Origin of the sequence: Merdibacter massiliensis (assembly GCF_900155395.1) — a bacterium.
Classification (GTDB): Bacteria; Bacillota_I; Bacilli_A; order Erysipelotrichales; family Erysipelotrichaceae; genus Merdibacter; species Merdibacter massiliensis.
In genome coordinates this window covers 26,998-48,934 of sequence record NZ_LT699728.1, presented here as the reverse complement: position 1 = coordinate 48,934, position 21,937 = coordinate 26,998, and the positions used below count along the sequence as shown (strand labels likewise).

The window sequence follows — 21,937 nt, the reverse complement described above, 5'->3', positions numbered from 1 at the left end:
CTATATTTAAACAGGTACAGTTTTTTATGTTTATTTTTATTAAATATGGAAATACTGTGAGTATGAATGGAGGTAAATTGGAATGCGCAGATTGATTTGTCTTAGTGCATGTGTACTGTTGTTAGCAGGCTGTGGAGGAACAGGCAATGGAAGCGGTGAAGCAAAAGAAACAGTGGATGGAGAAACGATTTCTGCAACTGTAAAAATGAATGGAGAGAAGGTAGAATCTGTATCGATCGATGAAACAAGCGGTGGCGAGTCAAAAAAAGATAAGAAAGACAGTTATGGCTTGAAACAGTACAGCAGCATTGGGAAAGAATGGTATGAACAGATTCAATATTTGGAAAACTATTTGGTAGAACATGACAGTGATTCATTGACTTTTGATGAACAAGGACGTGCCAAGAACAGCGATGTGTTGAGCGGATGTACCATCTCTATCGAGAAGTATGTCGATGTCTATAATAAAGCGAAGGCAGATGCTCAATCCTAAATAAGAACGTATTGCGAAATGCGTTCTTTTTCTTATTTGTATGATGCAGCATGACTTGCAAAAAATGAACAATTTCGTATAATGATTTCGTCGGAGGACAAATATGAAGCGAGCAGATAAAATATGTATAGTGCTCATTATGGCAGCTTGTGTACTCTTCTATGTACCTTTATGGTTTGCCTATGATGGGGTCCAAGCAGAAGAAGTTGTGGTCAAGGTGAAGGATGAAGAAGTGTTGCGTGTTTCTTTATGGGAAAATGCGACTTATTCGGTTACGGGAAAGTTAGGTGAGGTCATGGTCGAGATCAATGATGGAAAAGTAAGGGTCGAAAAAGAAAATTCTCCCTATCATTATTGTTCGATTCAAGGTTATGTCAGCGACCCGTCCACACCGATCATCTGTTTGCCAAATGAAGTTGTTGTTCGCATTGAAGGCAGTGAGAAAGGTGCTGTCGATACGCAGATTCAATGAAACCGGTACAGAAGATGACGTTATTTGCACTCTTATGTGCTCTTGCGATCATTTTTCATTTTATTGAATCAATGGTGGTCATCCCGTTGCCAATTCCAGGATTTCGTTTAGGTTTAGCAAACATCCTGTCATTGATCGCTCTTTATTACTTTGGTGTACAAGCAATATTTACGGTTGGAATCATACGTGTCCTATTTGCTTCTTTATTGTCCGGCATGTTATTTGCAACATCGTTCTGGCTCTCATTGGCCGGTGTATTGCTCAGTGCAATGGTCATGAGCGCGGCAAAGCATTTTTCCTGCTTCAGCATATATGGAGTCAGCGTATTAGGCAGCTGCGCACACAGCATTGCACAAGTGCTTGTGATCACATGGATCTATCAGCAGTTTTTCATGCAGGCATTGCTGCCGATCCTGGTAGCTTTATCTATTCCGACTGGCCTGATCATGGCGATGTTTGCACAGCAGGTATTAAATCGTCTGAATTAAGGGAGGAATGTAAGATGGAACAATTTGTATATCAGCCAAAAGGAGTTTGTTCAAAAGAAATGCGTTTTGAAATGGATGGTGACGTCATTCGCAAAGTGACGATCGTGGGAGGATGTCCGGGGAATTTATTAGGAATCTCCCGCATGTTAGAAAATAAAAGCATTGATGAAGTCATAAAAGCATTTGAAGGAGTGCGCTGTGGAGCAAAGTCTACAAGCTGCCCGGATCAAATCGCATGTGCATTGAAACAATACCGTTTGCAGGGGCACGCATAACATGCCTCTTTTTTTCTTGGAGAATCAATAGCTTACATGGATGTAAGATACGGATCATCTAAAATTGGTTATAATGAAAGCAGGTGAAGACAATGAAAAAAGTATTGATCGTTGAAGATGACAGCTCTTTGCAAGAAGAACTAAAGATTTTGCTGGATAATAACGGATATGAAGGAAGGATCTTACATTCATTTTCGCATGTAGCGCAATCTATATTAAGCATGGATGTGGATCTGGTGCTGTTAGACATCATGATTCCAGAGATGAACGGACAACAAGTGTTGAAACAAGTTCGTGCCAAAAGTGATGTGCCGATCATCATGGTCACATCCCGAAACAGCGAAGTAGATGAAGTGCTGTCGATGAGTTACGGTGCGGATGATTATATCAGCAAGCCGTATAATCCAACGTTGCTGTTATTGCATATCGAGGCACTTTTCAAACGAATGAACAAGCACACAGGCATGGAAGTGTATCAGGGAGTCATCGTCAATGTATTAAAAAGTACCTTGGAAAAAGACAATCAGGAATTATTGTTATCAAAAAATGAAATGGCGATCTTTCACTTTTTGCTGCAACATAAGGGAAGCATTGTGAGTCGAGATGCTTTGATGGATTATTTATGGGATACCAATAAGTTCATTGATGATAACACATTAACGGTCAATATTACACGATTACGAAAGAAGCTGGAAGAAATCGGTTTGATCGACGTGATCGAAACAAGAAGAGGACAGGGGTATATCTTAGTATGAAATTACGAATGTTTTTAGGGGATCATTTAGTATCGATTGCATTATATATAACGGCATTTGCGAGTATTTTGCTCTTGTTATCTCTGTTTCGCGTGCATTTTTTATTGCTGGGGATCATCGCTGGAACCGGCCTGTTTTTTGGCTGCGGGATACTGTTCTATGAGTTTTTTCGAAGACACCATTATTACCATCAATTATTCTTGACATTAGATCAGTTGGACCAGAAATATCTGATTCATGAACTGGTGCCGCCTCCATCCTTTTTAGATGGAAAGATCTGTCATCAGGTTGTCTATGAAGCTGACAAAGCGATGAATGAGAAGATCTTATCTTATCAGGAAGCAATGGAAGAATTTAAGGATTTTATCGAATTGTGGGTCCATGAAGTGAAATTGCCGATTGCGGCAGGGCAGCTGATCTTGCATAATAACCCGGGGACTGTCAATAAAAAGCTGCGTGAACAATTTCAACGTGTAGAAGATGATGTAGAACAAGTCTTGTATTATGCCCGCAGTGAGAACAGCGAGAAAGATTATTTGATCAAACGCTGTTCTTTGGATGAACTTGTACAAAATGTCATTCGCCGCAACAAGGATGCATTGTTATATGGAGGTGTGGCTATCCAGTTTGAAACAAGCCGTACTTGTGTGTACACTGACAGCAAATGGATGGAATTTATCATCAATCAGATCATGAACAATGCAATTCAGTATTGTCAAAAAGGAGAAGGCAAGATCCGTATCTGGGTGGAAGAAGAAAGTACCATAACGAATTTGAAGATTGCAGACAACGGGGTAGGTATTGCGGAAGCAGAACTTCCACGTGTCTTTGAAAAATCTTTTACCGGAAGCAATGGACGCATGCAAAAAGCGTCGACAGGCATGGGACTGTATCTTTGTGAGCAGCTTTGTAATAAACTGGGACATAGGATCACATTAACATCACAACTAGGAAAAGGAACTGTCGTATCGATTGCATTTCAGAAAGATTCCTTTTTTCAAGTATTAGATGATACAAAGAAAGGAAAAATGGATGATGGAAGTATTGAGAGCTGAGAAAGTTGAAAAATATTATGGCAATGCCTTTTCCTTGACAAAGGCATTGGACGGCCTTTCTTTAACGGTGCAAAAAGGAGATTTTGTCGCTATCATGGGGCCAAGCGGTTCCGGGAAGACGACTCTTTTAAACTGTATATCGAGCATCGATCGTGTAAGCAGCGGGCATATCTATATCAACGGAAAAGATATCACCAGTTTACGCGGAAGAAAGCTGACCATGTATCGCCGCAATGATCTCGGTTTTATCTTTCAAGAATTTCACCTTTTAGATACGATGACAGCCTTTGAAAACATCGCACTGGCATTACAGATCAAACATGAAAAGGCTGTGCAGATCGAACAAAAGATCATGACCATGGCAAATTATCTGGGAATTGCGGATTGTCTGCAGAAATATCCTTATCAGCTTTCCGGAGGACAAAAACAGCGTGTTGCTTGTGCACGTGCACTAGTGATCGAACCACAGCTTGTGCTCGCCGATGAACCAACCGGGGCATTGGATTCTAAAAGTGCAAGACAATTGTTGGCCACCTTTGCTTCTTTGCATGAACGGTTGTCTTCTACGATCTTGATGGTAACTCATGATGCATTTACAGCAAGCTATGCTTCCCGTGTTGTTTTCATCAAAGATGGCCGCTTATTTCATGAATTCTACCGTGGAAGCGATGATCGAAAACAGTTTTTCAGCAAGATCATTGATGTAGAGAGCTTGTTGGGAGGCGACGCGAACGATGTTATATAAACTGGCTTTTCGGAATATGGCAAAAAGCGTTCGGGATTATACGATCTATTTTTTGACATTGGTATTGGGTGTTGCTATCTTCTACATGTTTAATTCTTTAGAGTCCCAGGATGTCCTTTCTTCCTTATCTGAAACAGCAACTAATATGATGGATATATTATCCAGTATCATGGCAGTTGTCAGTTTTTTTGTTGCCATCGTCTTTTATTTTCTGATCATCTATGCAAATCGGTTTTTGATGCGCCGAAGGAAGGAAGAATTTGCTCTTTATCAAATGCTGGGCATGGGCAAGCTGCGCATTACTCTATTACTGATTTATGAAACCATGCTGATCGGGATTGCTTCTTTGATCATCGGTTTGGTGTTGGGCATCATCTTATCACAATTGCTTTCTTTGATCATCATTACTTTATTTGAGGTGGATCTGCGCCATTATCTATTTACTTTTTCACCATTTGCTTTTTCTATGACATTGTTCAGTTTTTCTTTTATGTATATTTGCGTCATGCTTTTTAATACATTTACCATTACGCGCAGCTCATTGACAAAACTGATGCGGGCGAAGCGCAGGAATGATGGAAGTCATGAAAAACCTTGGCTCTGGTATGTGCTTGTTTTATTGATCGGAATTTTTCTGTTATCATATGCTTATTATCAGGTAACGGTTAAAAGCTATACCATACAATTCCCTGGACTGTTAGGATGGATGATCCTGTTGGGCATCTTTGCGACATTTCTGATCTTCTATGCTGTTGCCCATGGAGCCATCAAGTGCATGCAGAAATGGAAAGAAACCTATTTTCATGGTCTTAACAGTTTTACGATTCGAGAATTGCATTCCCAACTATATTCAACAGTTGGTGCAATGTCGATCATCTGTATCCTGTTGTTTTTTACGATTTGCATCTTTTCAAGCGCGATGAGCATTCACTCATTTACATTGCAGCAAATGGAAACCAGTTTGCCTTGTGATCTGATGATCACGAAAACAATGCAGCTGCCTGCTGATGGTCTTTATAGCACAGAACAAGTGCAGCGTTCTCAAATCGGTATCTTAGATGAACTGCAACAACAGGGATATCCGATCATGGAGCATTTCCAAGATCCGCTTGTCATCAATTACTATGTCATAGCAAATGAAGAAGATGGCATTCGCATCGAAGATACGATGAATGAAAAGAGCATTCAGTTGATTCGAGAACTGTATCCTTCGATTACCTTGCAATCGCATGATATGTTCATGGAAGTAAGCGAGTATAATCGCTTGGCAAAACTTTTCCAATCAGAACCGATTACACTGGGGAGTGAGGAATATGCCATTGTAGCTGATGCAGAGGTCTGGATACAGATACGTTCGATTGCGATGAAGGAAGGATCAAACATCGCAGTAAATGGAACAACATTACGGCCTTCTTCTGTATCTTGCACATTTGGACATGTGGAGATGAATGCCTCCAATATCAATGAAGGAGTCATCATTGTTCCTGACGGCATATTAAAACGATCACAACTACAGTATCAGCGGGTCTTTACGAATTATCAAGGCGAGGATCGTTTTACCAAGTTGTCGGAAGAAGAAAGTTTTGAACAATTCTTAGATGACCGTCACATTTTGTGGGTCAATAATGGAAGCGGTAAATCCTTGCCGAATGAAATTGCTTTGACAACAAGGCTTGCTATTCAGGAGAATGTATGGACTTTATCCTTGCTGGTGATCTTTGTTGGGCTGTATCTAGGTATCGTTTTCTTGCTTTCATGTGCGGTCATTCTGGCACTGAAGCAAATGGCAGCCTTTTATGACGGAAGACGGCGTTATCAGATTTTATTTATGATGGGGATCGATCGCCAGGACATCTGCCGTTCTCTTTTTATCCAGAATTTGCTCTTTTTTGGTCTTCCTTTAGGGTTGGCGATGATCCATTCGATATTTGGACTGCGGTTTTGTTCCTTGTTGTTGTCTATGAGCGGAGTGAAAACACAAATGGACGGCATCTTTCCAACAATTCTTTTAGTTGCTTTGATTTATGGAGGATATTTTATGATCACTTATCTTTGCTCAAGGAATGTCGTACGGGAAATGGAGGAAGTTGGCTGGAACCGGGTGTATGAATGAATTATGTGAAGGTAAGTGAAAAAATCAGTGAAGGTTGCATTTTGCTTCGGTTTTCGATAAAATTTATACTGTATTTAATCGGGTGAGGTGTTGATTAGATGAAAGATGCGTATATCATGCAGCTTGCGGAAGTAGAAAAAGGCTTGGAAGAAAACAATGGATCTTTTTCTGATGCCGTTGTTGAGCAGCTATATGCTTTGGTATCATCAATGAAAGGTAATCCGATTACGGTGGAAGAGTATCTAAAAGTGATGCAGTTGTTTTTTCGCAAATATGAAAAAGAGCATAATCGAGAAGGACAGCATTACTGTGCCATCCGTATGCTGCAGTTACAGCGTTATCTGAAAAGCCGCAGCAGCAAGCATCGCAAATACGAATTGATTCATGGGCAGCACGTTCCAGAAGAATATGAATCTTATATTTATGACAAGTCGCGTTTTTACAGAGAGACATTTCGCGTATTGATGCAGCGTTTATTATTATTGACCGTTGTACTGTTTATTGTGTTATTTGTCATTCTTTGTTTGTTGATGAATCAGACCAACAGCGTGGCATTTATCGAGTCTTTATTAGTGGCCATGCTCAGCTTTTTCTACTCCTATATTCGTATGCCAAAACTGTATATGCGCAGTCAATTGGAAGCAGCAAGCAAGAATGTGGAAAATGTATTATTGGAATTTGATTTTCCAATCGTATCCAATCAATGACATATAGGCGAACACAGAGTTCGTCTTTTTTTTCTTTCGTAGAATAAAACGAAGGGAGGGAAAGCATGAGCACTAATTTGGTATTGCAGCCAGGAAGGATCGGTATCAGCGTTAATAAGATGCAAGGTTATCTGAATTTGATGCGGCAAAAAGGGATGATCCAAACAGCTTTGGTGGAAGATGGCGTGTACGGTGCCAATATGAGCAAAGCGGTAAAAGAAGCACAACGTTATCTTGGCTTAACTGCTGATGGAATCATCGGTGAGGATACTTGGGATGGCATCATGGAAGAAATCCGCAAGATGGAGATCGTAACCAATATTCCGGTTGCGGTTAAAGGGTATGTGTTGAAAAATGGTGAAGTGAGCTTAGGTGTCTATATGATGCAGAAATATCTCAGCGAAATAGCACAGTTCAACATGTGTTTGCGTCCGATTCCCATTGATGGAAATTATGGAACCCGTACGATTCATGCGGTACAGCAATTCCAGTATCTATATGATCTGGCAATTGATGGTACAATCGGTACTTTGACCTGGGATGCCATCGTAAATGAAAGAAATGTTTTGCTGAGCAAATAAGGAAAAAGAGGCCGTAACGAAATAGAAGATTATAATTAAACGAATCTGTCTATTGAGGTTACGACCTCTTTTTTCTTTTCTTTACTTTGAAATTGTTTCAATTCTCCCAATTATCCCTATTTTTTGGCATTATGAAAACACCTATTGTGGAAAACCTATCAACATTATTTATGCTTGTGCTTTTTTTCTTATTTTTTTGTTATGATATTTCATCAGATTAAAGCCTACGCACACCAACAGGAACTCCATTTCTACATTTTTGATGCTTCTCCTATGTAATCTGTCATAAGCATAATCTTCTTTTATCACTCCAAATGCTCCTTCGCTTTGTATGGATCTTTGCACTCGATGATGGATTCCTTCTTCGCTATTTAGTTTTTTTCTCGCTGTTCTTTCAAACTCCTCAAGTATCGGATTCACGCTTATCGTTCGATCTCCCTTGGCTTTCGTACATTGAGATTTGAGTGGGCAATCCGTGCATTTGCCACAACTGTGCGTTTGATTGATTCGATAATATTTGCTTCTCTTATCAACCGTTTCATTGATACAGCCAAATTCATGTCCTGCCGGGCAGATATATCTTCCATTTCCATTTCTGTTCCAGTTTGATTTGATGAATGTTTTTTTCTTGTAGCTCGTTTCTTTTTCTTTTGAATACATCATATATTTGATATAGGCTTCCATATCATTTTCTAAACAGAAGAAATAATTATCATAGGATCCATATCCTGCATCCGCTGCTACTGTTTTAGGCATCCTGTTATAAAGTGCTCTGAATGTTTCAAGAAATTTGATAAATGTCTTTTGATCGGTTCTATCCTGATAGATACAAGCCAATTGGATATATTCGCTGCTTACTGCTATCTGTGCATTGTATCCTGCCTTGAAGATTCCTGTCTTCATGTAATGGTCCTCTTTCATGTGCATCATCGTTGCATCGTGGTCTGTTTTCGAACAGCTGTTTCTGTCAGGTCCGCATAGTTCAATTCTTTCCAAACAGTTTTGCAGTGTTTCTTTGTATTTCATCAATTCATCATAATAACGCTGAATCTGGCTTTTTCGCTTACCTTTTCCATAAATGAAAGTGATTCCCTCTTGTTCAACGATATGAAAAATTTGGTTAGCCATATTCTCTATGTCTTTTATTGTCCACTCCTCTTTTTGAGATGCTTCAATACGATCACCCAGTTTCTTGACCCATTCGTTTAATCGAGTGAATATTTTATCTCTTGTTTTGATTGCGGTCTTTTTCCAGATGAAAGTAAACTTGTTGGCATTGGCCTCAAGCTTGGTTCCATCAATATAAACCGTATCATGATCAATTGACGGATCTAATATCTCAATTGATTCAAATATATCTCTAAAAATGAATTGGATGTCATATTTTAAATACTTTTGGATGAAACGATGAAATGCCATGTGACTTGGCGTTTCCTCCTGCATCAAGAACATGAAACGGATGTCTGTTCTACAGCTTTTTTCAATATCTCTTAGACTATAAATATGATTCATGAACGCAAACAGGATGACTTTGATCATCTTGAAGGGATTATATTCTTCACGCCCTCTGTGAGCAGGGTGATTAAGATATTTGTTCCAGTTGACTCCTTCCATCACTTCAAGAAAACTGTACACCGGATCAGAAGAATCGATCTTTTTTTCACAATCCAGTGGTAAAATCATCTGAAATGCGGTATAATTCCTATTGCTCAGATAGGAATGATTTAGCTCTAACACTTCGATGTTTTTCATAGCTAAATTATACCAAAAAAATGCATCCTTTCTCTTTTGAGATCAGATGCATTTTTTATTTTTGGCTATTCCTTATTCGTTACAGCCTCTTTTCTTTTCGGATACTCTGTGGTAACATTTTATCAATGTTGGAGGGATTTACATGAAAAAACATCTTCCTTACCTGTTGATCGGCGTGATTGCCATCCTATTGGATCAAGGTAGTAAATATATGATCGAACACATCTTATCATTAGGTGATACGATTTCCATCATTCCAGGTTTCTTTCAATTGACTTATGTACGTAATACCGGTGCTGCATGGAGCATGTTTGCTGGCAGTTCCATGACCTTTTTCTATATCATTACCATTATTGCTCTGGTTGCACTGGCATTCTTTTATCGTGCATGCGAACCAGAAGATCGCTGGAATCGCATCGGATTGGTTTTGATGATGGCAGGCGCTGTTGGGAACTTGATCGATCGGGCAATCTTTCAATATGTGCGTGATTTTTTATCATTCAATCTATTAGGATATGACTTTCCTGTATTCAATATTGCCGACTGCGCATTGTGCATCGGTGTCTTTATGATCGTAGCAAAGATCTTTTTGGAAGAGTTTGGGGTGATCAAAAAATGAAATTGTCATTGCAGGCGGAAGAAAAAGGAGTTCGAATCGATAAATATCTTAGCGAACACAGCGAATTGACACGTTCTCGTATTCAGCAGTTGATCGAACAGGGAAAAGTTCTGGTAAATGGAGAGGCAACCAAAAGCAATTACAAATTGTGCGGAAACGAGGAGATCAGCGTGGACTATGAGGATCTTAGTGAATTGGAAGTAGAAGCACAGGATATTCCATTAGATATACGTTATGAAGATCAGGATGTCATCGTGATCAATAAACCAAGGGGAATGGTCGTCCATCCGGCAAACGGGAATCAAAGCGGAACGCTCGTCAATGCATTGTTATATCATTGCAAGGATCTATCCGGTATCAACGGCGTTTTGCGGCCGGGCATCGTGCATCGGATCGACAAGGACACAACAGGGCTGCTCATTGTCGCAAAAAACGATCAGGCCCATCTCTCTCTTTCAAAACAGCTGCAGGATAAGACCGTCAACCGTTTATATTATGCTTTGGTACATGGTACTTTTTCGCATGATTATGGGGTGATCGATGCACCGATCGGACGAGATGAAACCGATCGGCAAAAAATGGCGGTGACTGAGAAAAACAGCAAGCCTGCACGTACGCATTTTCGTGTAATTGAACGTTTTGCCAATTATACTTTGGTGGAATGCCGTCTAGAAACCGGACGCACCCATCAGATACGCGTGCATATGCGCTATATTGAACATCCGCTGGTTGGCGATGAAAAATATGGCTATCGGAAAACGATGAAAGTAGGCGGACAATTGCTGCATGCACATCAGCTGGAGTTCATTCATCCGCGGACTAAAGAAAAGATCGTCGTAGAAGCACCGTTGCCGGATGATTTTACGATGGTGTTAGAACAACTGCGTAAGGAAAGGGATGCATCTTAATGCCAAGATATGGAATCAGTTTGCCGTTGATGCAGTTGCTTGCTTATTTTATCAGTGAAAAGGGATATACATTGATTGCAATTCAACAGCGTCCCAATGATCTGTGGTTGGTCCAGCCGCGCAATAAACAGTATCCGATCTTGCATCTTTGTGATCAAGATGATGAGCAGATGAAAGAAGAATTAGCTATGCTGCGGCAGGTGAATCGTGCATTGTGCGATCTGGTTCATCGGGAAAGCAAGATCATCGTGCTGAATGTGAATGGGAATGCGCATTCTTATGAAGATGGTTTGATCCAGCAGATTGCTTTTCAAGATCACATAGATGCAGCTTTTGAACATGTGTTTCCGAAAGTGCAAGAAAAGCTGCGAAAAGTAGATGATGAACAAAAAGAAAAAGCACGATTAGCAAAACAGATGGAAGAGACGAGACATAAAGGAAGTTTGTGGCGAGAACGGCTGGCCATGCTGCCGCGCTATGCTTTCTTGTTATTGTTATTTGTTTTCATCTGTACTGGTATTGCCGTTTTGTCATCTTGGTGGCAGTTATCCGAGAATGCTTCGACCATTCTATTGCAAGCTTTTCTTGGACAGACATCATTGACCTCTTTAGCGATGATCTTGCAAATACCGGCCCTGTTGGCAGTTGCAACGCTTTGTGATGGGCTTTATCATAGAGGAACAATATATATTGCCTTGTGCAGTGTTGCGATTGCGACCTTATTTCAATTAGTTACGGGAGCTTCCGGCAGCGGTTTAGGGGCGTTGATCGTCGGTTTATGGTGTGCCGGTATCTTTGATGTCGGATTGGTGCATGCCTATCGGCATCCATTGATCCAGCATCAATTGTTGCGTCAACTTTTTTGGGTGGTCATTGCTTTGCTGGTGCCAGGAAACGACTGGATCCCGTTGTTTGGCGGTTTATTGGGCGGTTTGCTGGGTGCTTTCTGTTTTGGTGCTGGCAGCTTTCAAAGAAATCTGCGCCGTCATGCCTGGACTGCTATTGTTGCTTTGTTAACGATTATCAGTATTTGGATGATTTATACAGGGAATGAATGGCAGGATACATGGCGTCAGGCACATGCGCCAGCATCAAATGAACCCCTTATACAGTATGAAAAAAACTGATATAATAAAAAAGTGAGAAAGGAGCAGGATCATGAAACGAGGAAATGTATTAAGCTGGGATGATTATTTTATGGGATTGGCACATTTGAGTGCCTTGCGATCCAAAGATCCATCGACACAAGTCGGGGCATGTATCGTATCCCCTGAAAGAAAAGTGGTTGGTATCGGATATAACGGTTTCCCGATCGGATGCGATGATGATGATTTTCCATGGGAGAGAGATGGGGATTTCCTCAATACGAAGTATCCATTTGTCGTACATGCTGAACTCAATGCTATTTTGAACAGTACACAGAAATTGAACGGATGCACGATCTATGTTTCATTATTCCCATGTAATGAATGTGCCAAAGCCATCATTCAAAGCGGTATCAAACGCATTGTATATGAAAGCGACAAATATGCGCATACCGAAGGAACGATTGCCAGCAAGAAGATGTTAGAATCTGCAGGTGTGGAACTGATGCAGCTGCCGTATCGAATGGAGCTCAGCATTGAAAAGAAAGAACAGTTATAAAAAAATCCTTGTTTTCCAAGGATTTTTTTATAATGAGAGTGCTTTTTTTGTATTGGCAAAATGTAATTTTGCTACTTTGGGAAGTTCTTCTTTTCCAAATTGTTCGACAAAACGGATAATTGCTGCATCAACTTGTTTTCCGGCTCCCTTTGGGAAAATAAAATCATAGTCTTGCTGCATTTTATCACAAGCGTGCAAGAATGCGTAACGGGCAATGACGCTGGCTGCTGCCACAGCTAAATATTTTCCTTCAGCTTTTGTTTCAAAATGGATGCCGTGAATGATCTCTGGCTGGCCGCTGAGATAGCGGTAATAACTTTTTTCTTGGACAAACTGATCAATGATGATGGAAGCGGGAAGCCCGTTTGCTTTTCTTTTCAAATGTACATAAGCTTGGTTATGCAATTTACACTTGATGGAAACCATATTATCACTTTCATGTACGCGGTTGTAATCTGCATTGTTTAAAATGAGGATACTGTGTGTCAATCGTTTGCACAAGCTGGGACCTATTTGGCGAATAACTTCATCTTTCATCGCTTTGCTGTCAGTCACATGCAGTTCTTGCAAAAAAGAAGCATCTGCGGGGTTGACCAGACAGGCACAAACGACAACAGGTCCGAAATAATCTCCTGTTCCTACCTCATCACTGCCTGCTTGCGGAAAATATTCAGCAATCTTGTCATCGCAGGCGGATGTGATGTCGGCATAGGATCGTGCGCCTTCTCCTTGGAAGACGACTTTTCCGCTTGTATAAGCAGTGATGACACATTCACTGCTTTTGTACTGATAATAGGCATAAGGCGGCGTTTTTCTTTTTTCAAAGCGGACAAGCTTCTTTTCCAGTTCTTTTATCTGTTGTGCTGTCATCGTTTTTGTATATACGGACATACTATCACCTGTTTGTATTCTATCATAGTTTGTCTTTGTATTCGAGTATGAAAATACAGGTTACTTATGTTAAAATAAATGAGACTGTGAGGTAAGTGTATGGTAGAACAATGGATCCCGATCGTAAATGGAATACTTTTGCTCATTTTGTTTATCTATTTGCTTCGCTGCTGGCAGCGAGGTTTTGTTATACAGATCTTGGATTTGCTGTCCTGGTTATTTGCGGCTTTGATCGCCTGGATGTTGAGCGGCTGGTTGGCACAAGAAATTGAACTGATTCATCTGACACCGAGCAAGATTGAATTTATTGACCATTTTATCAGTACGCAAGCGAGTACGATTGCATGGTTTTTGATTGTTTTGTTTGGATTGCGCTTAGTCGTGATCATTATTCATCCTTTTGCAAAAGCAATCGATCATCTCCCTTTGCTTGGATGGCTGAATCATTTTGCCGGTATTGTATTGGGAATGGGAAAAGCCTGTATCATTGGGTATTTTCTGCTGGTTTTTTTCCATTTGCCTTTATTTGAGGGAAGCGGTCAACTAGCTCAGCAATCGATCTTGGGCGCTGCTGCTCCTATTGGGGAGATTGCCTTGAATAGCGGAGGCAGCATGCTGGAACGTCTGCAGCTGATCGAAAAAGTGGAAAACAATGAAAAGATGGACGACGACAGTCTGCAGCAATTAAAAGCTTGGTTATATGGAAAAGGCGGAGAGGAGGAAGCAGTATTCCATTGGCTGGAATCACTGCATTGATATGCAAGAAAAATTTCAATCCATTGATTTTGCTGCTGTTAAAGAACAGATTGCAAAAAAATGTGCATTTGATTTAGGTGCACGATCCATTTTGGAGGCTTATCCCAACTTTCATCCATTATGGATCGAAAGAGAATTGCAGCGCTGTCAGGAAGCAATCGAAATATATCGAACACAGCTGCATTTTCCTAATGATGATATCGTCGACATCTCACCTTGGTTGACCCGCTGTCAAAAAAAGATCACGCTGCGGGCAAATGAGCTGCATGCCATCTCTGTTTTTATCTTAACTTGTGATCGCGTAAAAAAATATCTGGCAGCTGCAGATGGAAAGTATGCGCAACTGCATGATCTGCAAAAGGCATTGCAGGAACATGGACGTTTACGAAAAAGTATTGATGGATGTATTTCCAGCGAAGGAGAAGTATACGATCATGCAAGTGAAAAATTGGCTGGTTTACGTAGGGCCGGTGTTGAAATGGCTGGGAATATAGCGCAAGAAGCTAGACGTTTTATTTCTGCGCATGCTTCTATACTGATGGACACGATCACTGCGATCCGCAATGAGCGGACCTGTGTGTTGGTAAAAGTAAGTGAAAAAAATAGTGTTCGTGGAATCATCCATGGAGAAAGTGCAAGCGGGCAGGCGGTATATGTAGAACCAGCTTCTCTGGTCACTCTCAACAACCGCCTGCAAAGCATCAAAGGTGAAGAAGAACAGGAAGTGGAGCGAATCTTGCGCAAATTAAGCGATCAGGTATTAGAGGAAAGTGCCTCGCTGTTTGCTGATCTGGATACGATGGTGCTCTTGGATGCTTTGTTTGCAAAAGCAAAATGGTGCATAGCGAATGATGGCTGTGTTGCAAGATTGGAAAAGAAAAAGCATCATCTTTGGATGAAAGAGGCTCGCCATCCTTTGATCGATCCTGATGCGGTAGTGGCAAATACATATGAGATGAGAGAAGGGACCCGCTGCTTGCTGATCAGCGGTTCAAATACCGGCGGCAAGACTGTTACGTTAAAGACGCTTGCATTGTTTGTAACGATGACGCATGCGGGATTTCCTATTTTGTGTGAACAGGCCACCATACCATTTTTTGAACAGATTTATCTGGATATTGGAGATCAACAGTCCATCCAGGAATCTTTATCGACTTTTTCAGGTCATCTAGCACGATTGTCTTTGATTTGTGAACGAGCTGATGCACATTCATTTGTCGTTTTGGATGAATTAGGCAGCGGGACCGATCCTAATGAGGGAGAATGTTTAGCAATTGCCATTTTAGAAGCATTGTTGCAACAACAGGCGACGATCATTGCTTCTACGCATTTTGCCAAAGTCAAGTCTTTCGCAACGACACGAGAGGATATTTTGCTTTCCAGCGTGACCTTCGATATGGAGACGATGATGCCGACATATCATTATGTAGAAGGCGTAAGCGGACAATCCAATGCCTTTGCGATCGCCAAACGTTATCATTTGCGGGATGCGATCGTAGAGCGCGCACGTTTTTTGAAAGAGCAGGGGCAAAGTGATTCACAGCGCTTGCTTGAGCGTTTGGAAGAAGAAGCAGCTGCTTTGCAACAGGAAAAGATGACGCTGCATGCACGTTTAGATGAAGTGCAGGAGCTGCGCAGACAATTGCAGAAAGAGAAGGATACGTTGCAGAAGCAGCAGGGAAAATTGCTGGAAAAGGCAATGGAAGAAGCAAGAATGCGTTATGAGCATCAATTGGAGGAAGCACAGGAGATCATTGCCGAATTGCGGGCAATGAGTGAAGATCATAAACCGCATGAAGTAGCGCAAAAATTACATGCGATCCGCCAATTGCAGCCGACACAGAGCGAAGAGACAATAGAAACGAGCCAAGAACCGATTCAAAAAGGGGACTATGTCTTGATTCGTTCATTGAATTATCATGGAGAAGTCCTTTCGGTTAATAAAAATAAAGCGAATGTTTTTGCAAATGGCATGAAATTGAATGTATCACTTTCTGACTTGGAGAAGATGGCGAAGCCGAAACAAGAGAAAAGTGAAAAAGGGTATAAGAAAACGATTCGTTCTTCCTTTCCGTTAGAATGCAATGTGATCGGCATGCATGTAGATGAAGCTTTAGCGGTTGTCGATAAATATCTAGACAATGCCATCCTCCATCGTGCAAGTTCCGTCCGTATCATACACGGAATGGGAACAGGTGCTTTGCGAAAAGCCGTTCATTCTTATTTAAAGAAACATTCAAAAGTGGAAAGCTTCCGTATGGGAGGACAAGGTGAAGGCGGCCTGGGGGCAACGGTCGTTGAACTGAAACAGAAAGGAAGACGCTGATATGGCAAATATGGATAAAATTGCCGATAAGCTGGCAATTTTGCCAGCACTTCCTGGCTGTTATCTGATGAAAAATAAAAGCGGCGATATCATCTATGTCGGTAAAGCAAAAATTTTGAAAAATCGTGTGCGGCAATATTTTGTCGGCGCACATGATTTCAAGACGACACGTTTAGTTGCCAATATCGATGATTTTGAATACATCGTCACAGGCAGTGAAAAGGAAGCATTGTTATTAGAAATCAATCTGATCAAAAAGCATACGCCGCCATACAATATCATGTTCATGGATGACAAGACATATCCGTATCTGAAGTTAAGCAAAGAAAAAGCTCCGCGCCTGGAAGTGGTGCGCAATACCAAAGATAAAAAAGCAGAGTATTTTGGACCGTTTCCAGATTCTGGCGCAGCTTATGATATGGCTAAATTGATCAACCGTATGTTTCCTATTCGAAAATGCAGGCATTTGCCGAAAAAAGAATGCTTATATTATCATATTGGTCAATGTTTGGGTCCTTGCATCCATCCGATCGAAGAAGAGACCTATGCAAAGATGCGCAATGAAATTCGTCGTTTTTTAAAAGGGGATGTAGATGATACTCTGCAGTCGCTCCATGAGAAGATGTTAGCAGCAAGCGAGCAGTTACAGTTTGAAAAAGCACAGGAAATTCATGAGATGATGGAGGCAATCCGCCATGTGGTAGCTAAACAGCAGATCGATTTTGCGGATCATATGGATCGAGACATCTTTGCTTATTATGTAGATAAAGGTTATTTATCCATTCAGGGATTCTTCATGCGTGGCGGAAAATTGTTAGAGCGTTCTCTCTCTGTGACACCTTTATATGAAGAAGAAATGGAAGCGTTCGTTGCCTTTATCGCTCAATATTATGAACATAATCCCTTGCCAAACGAAATTCTCATTCCAAAAGAATATGATGCAGTGATCTTAAAAGAACTGTATGGAGACAAGATCGTTCAACCACAGCGCGGAAATAAAGTAAAACTGGTCGAAATGGCATTGCGTAATGCAAAAAATGCGCATGAACAAAAATTCACATTGGTTGAACGAAAAGATCAGCAGAAGCGCATCGCCATGGCACAGCTTTCTCAAATTTTTGATAAAGAGATCCATCGCATCGAAATATTTGATAATTCACATCTTGCAGGAACGTTCAACGTCAGCGGGATGGTGGTCTTCTTAGATGGTGAACCTCATAAACAAGGATATCGTTTGTATCGGCTGGGAGAGTATAAGTCTGATATGGACAGCATGCGGGAAGTATTGTATCGCCGATATTTTCGACTGTTAAAAGAAGGCAGCAATCTACCGGATCTATTGGTCGTGGATGGGGGCTATCAACAAGTGGAAGCCGCAAAAGAAATCAAGACAATGCTGGATCTCGATCTGACCATTTGCGGTCTTGTCAAAGATGAGCACCATAATACGAGCAATCTGATGAACGATCAAGGAGAGATCATTCCTATTGAGAAAGAAGGGGCATTGTTCTTTCTGCTGGCACAGATGCAAGATGAGGTCCATCGTTTTGCCATCAGTTATCATCGACGATTGCGTAAAAAAGCGATGACGCGATCTATTTTGGATGAAGTCGAAGGATTAGGCGATGCAAGAAAGAAAGCAATCTGGAAACAGTTTGGCTCCTTAAAAAAATTAAAAGCAGCAAGTATTTCTGAAATCAGTGCAGTCGTACCTGAAAAAGTAGCGGAAAACATCTATCATTTGTTACATAATTTGGACCAGATCAAGTAAAGTGCATAGTATATAGTGTGGCTGTTGGAGGGATAACATGTATAGTATCTTGACCAAACGCGAACGCGAGGTCTATGAACTTTTGATCCATAACCACTCCACCAAAGAGATTGCCAAACGTCTAGGCATTTCCGATAAAACGGTACGCAATCATATTTCCAATGTGATGTTGAAATTAGGTGTCAAAGGACGGGCACAGGCAGTGGTTGAACTGTTGCGATTGGAGGAGCTGGATCTAGAACAGGACGAGTAAGTCCTGTTTTTCTTTGTGTAATAACAGAATCTGTGTATAATTAAAACAGAGCTTTGCTAGAAGAGAGGAAGATACCGATGCAAGAAGAAGTACTTGTTTGTCAAGGAATCAGGAAACGCTTTGAAAAAAAATGGGTACTAAATGACTGTAGTTTTTCTTTGAAAAAGGGAAGTTTTACCGTGATCGTTGGTCCAAGCGGGTGTGGGAAGACTACTTTATTAGAAATCGTCAGTCATTTGCAGGAAGCAGACGCAGGAATGATTTCCATCAACGGCGAACCACATGTGAATTGCAGTAAAGAAATTGCCATCGTTTTTCAAGATCCAGCTTTATTTCCGCACATGAGCGTGCTGGAAAACATTCTGTTTGGAGCTCCGATCGACGCAAAAGGTACATTGGAGAAAGCAAAGCAAATTGCAGAATTGTTGAATTTAAGCGGGCTGCTTGCGCAACAAAGTGATACGTTGTCTGGAGGAGAGAAACAAAGGACAGCAATCGGGCGTGCTTTGATGAAAGGGGCCAATCTAATCTTGATGGATGAACCTTTCAGCTCCTTAGATGCTCCCTTGAAGTTAAGCCTGGGAAATAAATTGCGATCATTACAGCAGCAGCTGGGACTGACCATCCTATATGTAACGCATGACCAACAGGAAGCCCTTCGTTTAGCAGATCATCTGATTGTGATGAAAGATGGTTCCATCCAGCAGCAGGGAACTCCGCAATCGATTTATGAACGGCCGCAGACGACTTTTGTCGCTCGATTTATGAATCAGCCAGCAATGAATCTGTTAAAAGTTCCTGTGAAACAAGAAGCGCTTATTTTTGGATCCGTTGTCTTGCCGCTACCTAAAAATCTGCAATCAAAGAATTACCAACAGTTGATCGTTGGACTTCGGCCGTATGATATTTTCTTTGACGAGGAAGGTTACAGTACTGCTGTTTGTGAAAGCACCATGTATTTTGGGGATCATATGCAGGTAAAAGTTCATTGGGAAGGATATACCTTGCAAGTGCAATGTGCTCCCCGGGAAAACATGTCCCTAACAGGAAAACTTACTTTTGCGCTGAAAGATTGTCATTTTTTTGATCCCTCCAGCGGGCAAAGGATCCCTTTGGATTAAATGGAAATTTTGTCGAATATTGAACAGAGTATGCTATAATTATACAACAGAGCTGCTAGCAAGAGGTGATAGTGATGATATGGAAACGAATGGGATTTATAGCGGTGATCATGGCAGTGTTTGGAATTTGTTTTTATTGGATGAATCAATCTTATGACCCATTGGCTCGCTATCCCTATGCAGATGAGGTAGACCGGGAAACACTGCTTACATATTTGGATCAGGATGATATTAATTATCTGATCACGCAGCAGATTACACCAGATGAAATCATGCCATTTATCAAAGTCGAGGGCTTTGATATCACAAATACCCGCTGGTATGCAACTGCAATGCAAACACAAAAAGATGATGCGGATTACATCGTTAATTTTATCAATGAATATCGAAATCAAATGACCTATAATTCGTTAGAAGATATTTTAAGCAATTATTCTTACAGTGATTTGATCCGCTACTTTGAAACAAATGAAGAATATGATGCAGATTCCCAATTGGTGTCACGCCCTAATGATTTTACGCTTATATTGCAAGGGCACTCTACTGTGTTCAGCTATGAACCGAAAGATCTTGTTTTATTAGAACATTTACCAGTCATAGAAACCAGTGGAGACTCAAAAGGTTTTTATCTGCAAACGGATGCTGCTGAAGCGCTCTCGCGCTTAATAGAGGATGCAAGCGAAATCAATGGAGAGAAAGGCGGAGGATTAACGATCGATCGTGCCTATACTTCTTTTGAATCTCAGGTGTCTTTATATGAAAATGCAGAGGAAGAATACAAAGAGAATGTTTCCTGGTTTGAAGATATGCCGGGAGAAAGTGAATTTCAATTAGGATATACTGTTTCTTTTCAATTAAATGCGGATTGGAATTCTCTGGTGAAAATCAAGAAAGATGGGGAACTGGACTATTCTGCTTGTGAAGAGTCTCTTACTGATCTGCAGCGGCAACAGATTGCTTGGTTGAAAGAAAATGCGTATCGTTATGGATTTGTGATCCGATATGAAGAAGGAAAAGAATCGGTCACAAAGAGAGCCTGGCAGCCATTTGTGCTTCGTTATGTTGGAGAAGAGAACGCACGTACGATGCATGATCAAAACAAATGTATGGAAGAAATGAATTTTTCTTGATATAGATGAGGAAAAGACATTACGGATGTCTTTTTCTTTTGTTTTTATCATAAGTTGTAGCAGAGGTGATCGATTTGCAATGGTTCACAAATAGACCGATTAGAAAATTTGTTTCTTTTTTGATCGCAGGGAGCTTGACTTGTGTTTTTCTGCTGCTGGTCACTAATGAAGACAAAGAAAGCGAGATAAGGATGCAAACAAATGAGAATATGGAATATCTGCAAGTATATCTGATGGATGAAGAGCAGATGTTAATACCTTTGGCTATTGCGCAAGAGGAAGTTCAGGATAGCAAGAGTCAGATTGAGGTCATGTTAGGGTATCTGAGCGGTGAACAAAAAATGGATGGATTCTCCAGCTTTTTTTCAAAAGAAGATATTTATGATACGATTGAAGTAAGGGATGCGTGTGCAATATTGGATCTTAATGAGAATTTTTTAAGTTATGAACCAGAGCTGGAATTACAAATGCTGGAATCTATTGTATGGGGCTGTACGCAGTTTCCAGACGTGAAAGAAGTAGTATTAACACTGGAAGGGAAAAAATTGACCACATTGCCGTTAGCACAGACCCCGTTGCTTCAGCCTCTGACACGTGCGATCGGGATCAATCAATTTGAATCATCAAATGCTTCTTTGCATGATACAGCTTCTATTCTGGTATATGGAATCAAGAATATTGACGGGATCCATTATTTAGTACCAAAGAGTCGGCGGGTGGATCTTCAAGAAATGGCTTCTTTGGAATCACAAGTAGCTGCTGTGATTGAAGATCTATCAATCAGCAGCAGTTTGTCCTCAACGATGCAGAGACATGCGTTGGAAATACGTTTGTTGGAAGAGGGCATCGTTGAACTGACATTGGATCAAAGCATGTACAGCAGTGACCAGAGCATAAAGAAAGATGATGTCAATGCTCTTATTCTTTCTTTATGTGCTTTAAATGACGTCAATGGCATTCAGTTGCAGTGTACACATCTGGTACAAGGTTGTGAAGAACAAAAAATATATACAAGTGAGGAATTGCAATATAATATTTTAAATTGACTGAAAGGATTGTTCTTTTCTCTTTTCATCATTTCT

Annotated in this window: 23 protein-coding genes; 21 read left to right on the top strand and 2 right to left on the bottom strand. The window is 40.8% G+C overall.

The features are described from left to right. Positions 1-82: 82 nt before the first annotated feature. The 10 genes from BQ9859_RS10390 (at position 83) to BQ9859_RS10345 (ending at position 7,684) form a co-directional block, all read left to right on the top strand. Positions 83-493, top strand: coding sequence for an FMN-binding protein (locus tag BQ9859_RS10390; RefSeq protein ID WP_075878101.1), 411 nt, complete (start codon positions 83-85; stop codon positions 491-493). 103 nt (positions 494-596) lie between these two features. After that, positions 597-965, top strand: a complete 369-nt coding sequence (locus tag BQ9859_RS10385) for a NusG domain II-containing protein (protein WP_075878100.1) — start codon at positions 597-599, stop codon at positions 963-965. Then, complete coding sequence (locus BQ9859_RS10380; protein ID WP_075878099.1) at positions 962-1,453, top strand: Gx transporter family protein; 492 nt, start codon at positions 962-964, stop codon at positions 1,451-1,453. Before BQ9859_RS10385 ends, BQ9859_RS10380 begins: the two co-directional genes overlap by 4 nt. 14 nt (positions 1,454-1,467) lie before the next feature. Next, complete coding sequence (locus tag BQ9859_RS10375; protein ID WP_075878098.1) at positions 1,468-1,728, top strand: TIGR03905 family TSCPD domain-containing protein; 261 nt, start codon at positions 1,468-1,470, stop codon at positions 1,726-1,728. A gap of 92 nt (positions 1,729-1,820) precedes the next feature. After that, a complete protein-coding gene (locus BQ9859_RS10370) occupies positions 1,821-2,483 on the top strand; it encodes a response regulator transcription factor (protein WP_075878097.1) in 663 nt (220 codons plus the stop codon). Then, entirely contained in the window at positions 2,480-3,538 is a 1,059-nt protein-coding gene (locus BQ9859_RS10365; protein ID WP_075878096.1) for a sensor histidine kinase, read from the top strand. Before BQ9859_RS10370 ends, BQ9859_RS10365 begins: the two co-directional genes overlap by 4 nt. After that, entirely contained in the window at positions 3,516-4,283 is a 768-nt protein-coding gene (locus BQ9859_RS10360; protein ID WP_075878095.1) for an ABC transporter ATP-binding protein, read from the top strand. The genes BQ9859_RS10365 and BQ9859_RS10360 overlap by 23 nt, the downstream gene beginning before the upstream one ends. Further along, positions 4,273-6,396: an FtsX-like permease family protein gene (locus BQ9859_RS10355; protein WP_075878094.1), complete on the top strand. Its 2,124-nt coding sequence runs from the start codon at positions 4,273-4,275 to the stop codon at positions 6,394-6,396. The genes BQ9859_RS10360 and BQ9859_RS10355 overlap by 11 nt, the downstream gene beginning before the upstream one ends. Before the next feature lie 98 nt (positions 6,397-6,494). Beyond that, positions 6,495-7,103 (top strand): hypothetical protein, encoded by a 609-nt coding sequence (locus tag BQ9859_RS10350; protein ID WP_075878093.1) that lies wholly within the window; start codon positions 6,495-6,497, stop codon positions 7,101-7,103. A gap of 65 nt (positions 7,104-7,168) precedes the next feature. Continuing rightward, positions 7,169-7,684, top strand: coding sequence for a peptidoglycan-binding domain-containing protein (locus tag BQ9859_RS10345; protein WP_075878092.1), 516 nt, complete (start codon positions 7,169-7,171; stop codon positions 7,682-7,684). Positions 7,685-7,852: 168 nt separating this feature from the next. Here BQ9859_RS10345 and BQ9859_RS10340 read toward each other — a convergent pair whose 3' ends face one another. Beyond that, positions 7,853-9,436, bottom strand: coding sequence for an IS1182 family transposase (locus BQ9859_RS10340; protein ID WP_075877300.1), 1,584 nt, complete (start codon positions 9,434-9,436; stop codon positions 7,853-7,855). Positions 9,437-9,578: 142 nt separating this feature from the next. On the opposite strand from BQ9859_RS10340, the gene lspA reads away from it, so the two are divergent. The 4 genes from lspA to BQ9859_RS10320 are packed head-to-tail and all read left to right on the top strand — an operon-like array spanning position 9,579 to position 12,607. Further along, positions 9,579-10,055: a signal peptidase II gene (gene lspA / locus BQ9859_RS10335; RefSeq protein ID WP_075878091.1), complete on the top strand. Its 477-nt coding sequence runs from the start codon at positions 9,579-9,581 to the stop codon at positions 10,053-10,055. Next, positions 10,052-10,963, top strand: a complete 912-nt coding sequence (locus BQ9859_RS10330) for an RluA family pseudouridine synthase (protein ID WP_075878090.1) — start codon at positions 10,052-10,054, stop codon at positions 10,961-10,963. Before lspA ends, BQ9859_RS10330 begins: the two co-directional genes overlap by 4 nt. Continuing rightward, positions 10,963-12,090 (top strand): hypothetical protein, encoded by a 1,128-nt coding sequence (locus BQ9859_RS10325; RefSeq protein WP_075878089.1) that lies wholly within the window; start codon positions 10,963-10,965, stop codon positions 12,088-12,090. The genes BQ9859_RS10330 and BQ9859_RS10325 overlap by 1 nt, the downstream gene beginning before the upstream one ends. Positions 12,091-12,121: 31 nt before the next feature. Continuing rightward, positions 12,122-12,607: a deoxycytidylate deaminase gene (locus BQ9859_RS10320; RefSeq protein ID WP_075878088.1), complete on the top strand. Its 486-nt coding sequence runs from the start codon at positions 12,122-12,124 to the stop codon at positions 12,605-12,607. 27 nt (positions 12,608-12,634) lie between these two features. On the opposite strand, the gene rnhC is transcribed toward BQ9859_RS10320, so the two are convergent. Further along, the gene (gene rnhC, locus BQ9859_RS10315; RefSeq protein ID WP_075878087.1) at positions 12,635-13,498 is read right to left on the bottom strand and encodes a ribonuclease HIII; all 864 of its coding nucleotides are present in this window, start codon (positions 13,496-13,498) and stop codon (positions 12,635-12,637) included. 99 nt (positions 13,499-13,597) lie between these two features. On the opposite strand from rnhC, the gene BQ9859_RS10310 reads away from it, so the two are divergent. The 7 genes from BQ9859_RS10310 to BQ9859_RS10280 all read left to right on the top strand — a co-directional run bounded on the left by BQ9859_RS10310 (position 13,598) and on the right by BQ9859_RS10280 (position 21,901). Continuing rightward, entirely contained in the window at positions 13,598-14,254 is a 657-nt protein-coding gene (locus BQ9859_RS10310; protein ID WP_075878086.1) for a CvpA family protein, read from the top strand. Then, positions 14,199-16,580 carry an endonuclease MutS2 gene (locus BQ9859_RS10305; protein ID WP_235846432.1) on the top strand — a complete coding sequence of 794 codons (2,382 nt, stop codon included), beginning with the start codon at positions 14,199-14,201 and terminating at the stop codon, positions 16,578-16,580. Before BQ9859_RS10310 ends, BQ9859_RS10305 begins: the two co-directional genes overlap by 56 nt. A gap of 1 nt (position 16,581) precedes the next feature. Continuing rightward, entirely contained in the window at positions 16,582-18,351 is a 1,770-nt protein-coding gene (gene uvrC / locus BQ9859_RS10300; RefSeq protein ID WP_075878084.1) for an excinuclease ABC subunit UvrC, read from the top strand. Between the two features lie 37 nt (positions 18,352-18,388). Continuing rightward, positions 18,389-18,604, top strand: a complete 216-nt coding sequence (locus BQ9859_RS10295) for a helix-turn-helix domain-containing protein (RefSeq protein WP_075878083.1) — start codon at positions 18,389-18,391, stop codon at positions 18,602-18,604. Between the two features lie 77 nt (positions 18,605-18,681). After that, positions 18,682-19,725: an ABC transporter ATP-binding protein gene (locus BQ9859_RS10290; protein WP_075878082.1), complete on the top strand. Its 1,044-nt coding sequence runs from the start codon at positions 18,682-18,684 to the stop codon at positions 19,723-19,725. A 74-nt stretch (positions 19,726-19,799) separates the two neighbouring features. Next, the gene (locus tag BQ9859_RS10285) at positions 19,800-20,855 is read left to right on the top strand and encodes a M15 family metallopeptidase (protein ID WP_075878081.1); all 1,056 of its coding nucleotides are present in this window, start codon (positions 19,800-19,802) and stop codon (positions 20,853-20,855) included. 74 nt (positions 20,856-20,929) lie between these two features. Continuing rightward, the gene (locus BQ9859_RS10280) at positions 20,930-21,901 is read left to right on the top strand and encodes a GerMN domain-containing protein (RefSeq protein ID WP_075878080.1); all 972 of its coding nucleotides are present in this window, start codon (positions 20,930-20,932) and stop codon (positions 21,899-21,901) included. The last annotated feature ends 36 nt before the right edge of the window (positions 21,902-21,937 follow it).